This is a genomic window from Moorena sp. SIO4G3 (genome assembly GCF_010692305.1).
Classification (GTDB): Bacteria; Cyanobacteriota; Cyanobacteriia; order Cyanobacteriales; family Coleofasciculaceae; genus Moorena; species Moorena producens_A.
Map to the genome: position 1 here is coordinate 1 of NZ_JAAHIG010000453.1, position 6449 is coordinate 6449.

Genomic DNA, 6449 nt, shown 5'->3' on the forward strand with positions numbered 1-6449 from the left:
TATGGTAGTCGCCAGAAGTTGATTTACCTGGTAGTGCAAGTAGCCTTGTTGCTGATTGCTGTCCTGTCTGTGGTTATTATCCTATATCGGTCATGGATATGGTTTGCGATCGCATTTATTACTGGGCTGTTGTCTTGGCTTTTAGGGAATCCTTGGAAAGCTATAGAAGAACGATTAATTACCAAGGATTAATGATAAAGTATTAAGGCTCAAGGATACCTCAAGTCCAGTATCATCGGTATTGTATTATAGCGTTTCTAGGACTCATGAGGTACACATTATTTTTTACTTCTTCCCTCTTCCCTCTTCCCTTCCCCTCCTGGGAGCAGGGCTGTTTCATTCTAACAAAAGCAAAAGCCTAGACCACCTGCCACTCAGCCATCTTTGGCCTTCTGTAATTGATAAAAAACCTAAAAATCTAAAAAGATTCAGAGCAATGGTTTGGAGAATAGATAAATTAGTACGAGCTTGGAAGTTATCGATGGGAGAATCATCTTCTTTTAAAATCACATCTTTAATCCAATGGAGCTGATTCTCTATCAACCAATGCCCTCTAATTTTCTGTAAAAAAGTTTCCGCTTTTTCTTTCAAGCTACTAATATAGTAAGCCACTTGATGATACTGTTTATTACCTCTTTTTCCTCGTCTTTCAACTCGGACTAAAGATTTAATCCCACACCAGCTAGTGTTGAGAGAATCTATAGTATTAAATACTGAAACTTGACGCTCTACTCTTCGACCATGACTGCGCTCTTTCTGTAAACTTGTGCTAAGAGGTTTATGAGTATTAGCAACAAATTGTAAAGTTTCATCTAACTTTGTCTTGATGCAGTCGCTCATGGGGGAAACCCCCAAGACCGCGCTGCATCGCTTTTTGATTCTTTTTAACACAGACGATATAATGGTTTCCAGATTCAACTATTGATTGAGTAGTTTTCTTTTGACAGTGCAGAGCATCTAGAGTGAAAACTTTATTTGTAAACGAGGAATCTCTTACCAGCTCATTGACTTGCCAAATTTCTGAACTTTTTTTGTTCTCGAACCGATTCATTGCTAAAACTAGTCCAGTATTTTGGCTATACAAAGAAACTAGTGAAACAAAATTTTGATAAGAGTTGTTATAATTAGTGACAGTGCTTTTCAAGGTTTTTCCATCAATACAAATCCAATCTCTCAACTCATTAGTCTCAACAAGACTACTAGACCATTGATTAAATATTTCCTGAAGATTTGACCAATCTACTCCCATTAATACTCGTCTAATTGTTGAATAAGATGGAACTTTTTTAGAGGCAATCTTAAATTTGTTAACAAGTAAATGTTGATGTGTTTTCGCAAAATAACCAATGGCTCTATAGCCTAAATATCCCTGCATTGTTGCTAAAATTATGATCAATAATACTAACCATAAGGGATGCCTTCTTCCTCGGTTACTGCGAAAGTCCTTGACTTTTTTGAGTTTTTTAACTAGACTGTTCATATCTAAAATTATTTGATAAAAATCGGCGTTCGCTATCATTTTACAATGAGGCGAACGCCATTTTTTAAGTAGATCTAGCTGACAATGAAACAGCCCTGCCCTCCTGGGAGGGGTTAGGGGTGGGTTCCTCTTCCCTGCTCCCTGCTCCGAAGTCCCTGCTCCGAAGTCCCTAAAAACCAGAAATTTGTACCTCACAAGTTGTAGAATTGCTATATGACTAATGAGAAATCACAAATGATTCTCCCTTAGTGCGAAACCCGGAACCTGCATCTGGGTTCCGCACTCACCTTTAATGTTTGATTTCTGCCCAGTGATACTAATTTGTCACTGTGTTAGCCAAAGAACCTTGCTTCTAAACGAAAGTGAATAAAACCTCCGGAGTTTGTAGCACAGTAACCTCAAGGGGACTAACATTCTGAACAATCCCAATTAATTCATCGGAAGATTCAAAGGTACCATTACCGTTAGAATCGACAGAAATAGCTAGTTGATTGGAACTGAAAGGAGATGCCCCTAAAACATAATCATCAAGCTCTCCTACCAATTGAATCGTATCTGGCCCTGCACCATCTCCTTGTCTTCCAAATTCAGTGATCAAAGCATAGTCTTGTGCGCCTCCGTTATCGTAAAGTATCTCATCTTGAGAGAGGCCATTAGCTGGATCTGCTGCTAACCCAAGTACAAAGGTATCTTGACTGGATATACTACCTTGTAAAGTATCAATTTCTCCCGAGCCAGAGTTAACACCGATAGCACCACCGATTAATGTATCCTGACCCTGAGGAAAATCGATGCTGTTACCACCAGCCAGGAAGTCATTACCAGTGCCTCCTACCAGGTAATCATTAAACGGTACATTAGGCTCAGAGGAAGCAAATTGAAGGTCGCCAAAGAGACTATCATTACCCGTTCCACCGTCAAGGGTATCATTTCCTGCCCCACCTTCAATGAAATCATCACCAGTGCTACCCCCAAACAGAGAATCATTACCATTGTCACCAAGGATGGTATCATTACCGGCCCCGCCACGAATGGTGTCATCGCCATCAAAACCCCTCAAGCTATCTTGATCTTGTCCTCCATTGATAAAGTCATTGCCATCAGCGCCAGAGATAGTGTCATTACCTGGAGCGCCCAGCAGGGTATTATTCCCATTACCAAGAACAAATATGCTGTCATTACCATTACCACCATTGATCGAGTTGTTATCCTCACCACCCTCGATTCTGTCATTGCCATCACCGCCATTGATCGAGTCATTGCCTGCATCACCACGGAGGGTTTCATCACCGCTCCCGCCAATAATAGTGTCATCACCACCTTCAGCCACGACAAATGTAAAACCTTCAGTTGATGATTCAAGATCAATTAATTCGCTTTCGTCTGTACCTAGAAAAAATCGCATGTGAGTGTCTCCTTAAAATTGCAAAAATGTTAATTGTCTGTACTTCTCAGCTAGCTCATGACAGGGAATTAATCCCGACCCTGAGCCATTGCCAATGAGGTAGAAAAACTATTTCCCACCATTTCTTAATTTGAGAGGAGTTTGAGTAATCCTAGATAAACTGGAACTGAGTAGGATCGCTGAGATCGAGATTGGTATTATCTCCATTCGCAGTATCAAAAGTGAACGTCGCAATTTGTTCAAACGGTACGGTTGAGGGATCGAGAGTTGACCCAATTGAAAGGGTTAGAAATACTAGAGATCCGCTAGTGGCTCTGATGTCGAAATTATATTGACTCGGATCTCCTGTCAGAATTACAATGTCCTCGCCAATGGTAAAGTCAGTAATGATAGCTCGATCAAAAATACCAGTAGTATTTGAATCACCATCATCGTAGAGTAAGACAGTTCCTTGATCGGTCGATAGTGCCAAAGTAAAGGTATCTGCGCCAGCACCACCAGTTAAGGTATCAGTTTGGTTAATGCTTGTTCCTTGGGCATCAGTACCAATCAAGGTATCATTATTAGCACCACCATTAACATTGTCACTCCCTAATCCACCATAGATCAGGTCATTCCCTGCACCACCGAAAGCACCAAAGCCATTATTGATGCCAGTAGGAGGAGCATCATCTCCTGCACCGAGATCGATAGTGTCGTTACCAGCACCACCATCGACAGCATCATAAGTACCACCTCCAGTGCTAATCACATCATCTCCCTCACCACCTTCGACGTAGTCATTTCCATCTCCAGTGGTCACAGTATCATTGCCCGTATCAGCAATAACCCGTTGATTACCTAAGAGATCGTGAATAATATCATTGCCCGCACCACCTTCAATGCGATCGCTACCCACACCACCATCTAGGCTATCGTTGTCCTCTCCACCAAAAATACTGTCATTACCAGTGCCACCATGAATAGTGTCATCACCAGCTTCACCGTAGAGGATATCTAAAGAAAAAATGGAATCAGGGCCATCTCCACCATAGATTGAATCATTGCCATCCCCGCCAAAAATGCTGTCGATGAATAAACCACCATTTATGGTATCGTTACCATTTTCACCAAGGATTGTATCTAAGCCATCCCCACCATCAATTGAGTCATTACCAGTTCCGCCTTCGATACTGTCGTTACCGTTACCGCCATTGAGAGTATCTGCACCATTTTTACCATCAATAGTGTCGTTTCCATCGAGAGCGTTAACTAAATCATCACCCCCTTGAGCAGGAATTACATCGTCTAAATTTGTACCATTGAGAGTATCGTTACCTGAAGTACCTACAATTCTGGCCATTGTTTTTTTTATCCTTTTAAATTACAAAGATTGACATTGGCAATTCGCCCTCCCCCCTTGCCGTTTTCCCGTTCTATCACTGATATTTAATAGTGCTGCACTATTGTCTTTTCTCAGTAAAACAACCTTGCTTATAAAGGAAAGTGAATAAAAAATCCGGAGTTTGTAGCACAGTAATATCAAGGGTATTAACATTTTTAACAATCCCAATTAATTCATTAAAAAAATCAAATATACCATTAATATTCACTGTTAAACTGGCGTTAGTTACTTAATTTAAAAGTCTGAAAGTCCTCGACTATTTAGCTATTTATCCATCGGTAAAATCATTAAATTATAACTATTTACAGCCCGCCATAAGAAGTAAATTGCCAGAATTACTAACAGAGTACGAAAGCTAAAATTAACCACTTGATTAGGTAGTTTGGGTAGATAGCGGGTACTCAACTGAGCACCGAGCAAACCTCCTGTTCCCAAAATAATACCTTCCCAAAATAAGAGATTACTCCTTTGTGCATGGCCAATACAGGCAGAAATGGATGTAATCACGATCACACCAAGACTAGTTTGAATGGCAACTTTAATCTTTTCTCCTAACAGCAGCATTTGTAAAGGAACCATGATCACACCACCACCAACACCAAACAAACCTGCTAGTAAACCTGCCATTCCACCTGTTCCCAAACGAGCGAGGGTGGGATTAATGCTGTACTCTTCACGGCCATTCTGGTTTGCCATCAACCTTTGACGCAGTATCATCAACCAGATATTTACCAGTAGTAAAACCCCAAAAGCTGCTAAGAGCAAATATGCAGGTATGGTACTAGCTAGAGTCGCACCCCATTGAGCAGTGATTAAAGATGGCAATCCTAACCATATAACCCGTTTAAAATCCACATAACCCATACGCCAATTTTGGATAGTGCCAGAAACGGATGTCATGACAATGGCCAGGATACTAGTTGCCACTGACTCAACAGGTGAATAACCAAGGGAAACTAAGATCGGTACTAAAACTGTTCCACCACCAATACCTAATATTCCTGCGAGTAATCCAGAGCCTAACCCTCCAACAGCAAGAATCCACCAGTCGCTCATTGAGATTCTCTCCATTAATTTAGTAAGAAGAAGAGCCTTGACCATCCAAACGATGAGTTTCATCACCATTCAAAGAAGGTGTAAATACGCAGACAAGGCGCATAGTGCTTTTAGCTCTTAGGTAATGTGAATCGTGTTGATCAAGAGCATACATAGTACCCGGTTTAATCGGATAAATAATATCATTGGCCTCTACTTCACCTTCTCCTTCAATGCAGTAGCATGCTTCGAGATGATTATTGTATTGCAGTAGTGATTCTGAACCAGCATCAACAATTGTGTCTGTGAGGGAGTAACCCATGCCATCTTCCTGAATCAGAAATCGACGACTTTTGCCATTTCCCCAGTCAACATCCCTTTTGGTATTGATGATTGTTCCCAAATCTTTCAGTATCATTTGTAATTACCTCAACTTAATTAGTGATTGACAAGAATTTTGGCGGTGTGTATCGGTTCTAAATCGCGCAGCAGGCGACCATGGGGAGTAATTAACTCGCCGATACGAACGACTAAAGTAGGCAACAGTTTTTGCTTAACTACGAGTTGTTCACCTACTGAGTCATGGAATAACCACTCACCCTCCACCATTTCTAGAACTGTAATATCAGCACGAGAGCCAATTTCGAGTGTGCCGATCTCTGCATCGGCTCTTAAAATACGAGCAGGATGAATGGTTGTGCCAGCAATAACTTCTTCTAGAGTGAACCCTAGAGCCATCAGTTTGGACATAATGCCACACAGGCTATAGTCAAGGGTGGCATCACTGTGGGGAGTGGTGAAGTCTCCATGGACATCACTACTAATGGTATAGGGTTTAAGATTTTGCTCTAGCATGCGGCAAGCAATTTCAAAGCTGAAGTGAATACCATGTCCTAAATCCAGTAGGATTCCATCTTTAACAGCTTGTAAAAGAGACTCTGGTACCCTCTGACGTTTCCCGAGTAGACCATCAGGACGGTGACTATAGCAATGGGTCAGTAGGTCACCGGGCTGCAAAAAAGGCAGTCATCAATAATCCGGTGCTTTGGTACAAGCCCAGAAAGAACCAGAGCGAAGCCGAAAGGCTTGGCATAATAGATCAGTTTTCGACATTTGCGGTTCAAACCGTCAATGTCGAACAATAA

At 41.4% G+C, this 6449-nt stretch carries 6 protein-coding genes and 1 pseudogene; 1 reads left to right on the plus strand and 6 read right to left on the minus strand.

Annotation, left to right across the window (positions count from 1 at the left end; translation table 11 throughout):
* Nucleotides 1-192: hypothetical protein (locus F6J99_RS39680; protein WP_293121643.1), on the plus strand; the 192-nt coding region annotated here is incomplete at its 5' end.
* 144 nt (nucleotides 193-336) lie between these two features.
* On the opposite strand, the pseudogene F6J99_RS39685 reads toward F6J99_RS39680, so the two are convergent.
* From F6J99_RS39685 to F6J99_RS39710, 6 genes and pseudogenes are all read right to left on the minus strand, one after another.
* Nucleotides 337-1480, minus strand: a pseudogene (locus F6J99_RS39685) (ISAs1 family transposase).
* Nucleotides 1481-1832: 352 nt separating this feature from the next.
* On the minus strand, nucleotides 1833-2885 hold the full coding sequence (locus F6J99_RS39690) for a calcium-binding protein (RefSeq protein ID WP_293121645.1): 1053 nt from the start codon (nucleotides 2883-2885) through the stop codon (nucleotides 1833-1835).
* 151 nt (nucleotides 2886-3036) lie between these two features.
* Nucleotides 3037-4227, minus strand: a complete 1191-nt coding sequence (locus tag F6J99_RS39695; protein WP_293121647.1) for a calcium-binding protein — start codon at nucleotides 4225-4227, stop codon at nucleotides 3037-3039.
* Between the two features lie 306 nt (nucleotides 4228-4533).
* On the minus strand, nucleotides 4534-5340 hold the full coding sequence (locus F6J99_RS39700; RefSeq protein ID WP_293121649.1) for a sulfite exporter TauE/SafE family protein: 807 nt from the start codon (nucleotides 5338-5340) through the stop codon (nucleotides 4534-4536).
* Between the two features lie 4 nt (nucleotides 5341-5344).
* Entirely contained in the window at nucleotides 5345-5722 is a 378-nt protein-coding gene (locus tag F6J99_RS39705) for an ectoine synthase (protein WP_293121651.1), read from the minus strand.
* A 20-nt stretch (nucleotides 5723-5742) separates the two neighbouring features.
* A complete protein-coding gene (locus F6J99_RS39710) occupies nucleotides 5743-6321 on the minus strand; it encodes an amidohydrolase family protein (protein ID WP_293121653.1) in 579 nt (192 codons plus the stop codon).
* Nucleotides 6322-6449 lie beyond the last annotated feature (128 nt).

Coding starts and splice junctions, on each gene's coding strand:
- F6J99_RS39690 (WP_293121645.1), bottom strand. CDS start 2,885: ATGCGATTTTTTCTAGGTACAGACGAAAGCGAATTAATTGATCTTGAA.
- F6J99_RS39695 (WP_293121647.1), bottom strand. CDS start 4,227: ATGGCCAGAATTGTAGGTACTTCAGGTAACGATACTCTCAATGGTACA.
- F6J99_RS39700 (WP_293121649.1), bottom strand. CDS start 5,340: ATGGAGAGAATCTCAATGAGCGACTGGTGGATTCTTGCTGTTGGAGGG.
- F6J99_RS39705 (WP_293121651.1), bottom strand. CDS start 5,722: ATGATACTGAAAGATTTGGGAACAATCATCAATACCAAAAGGGATGTT.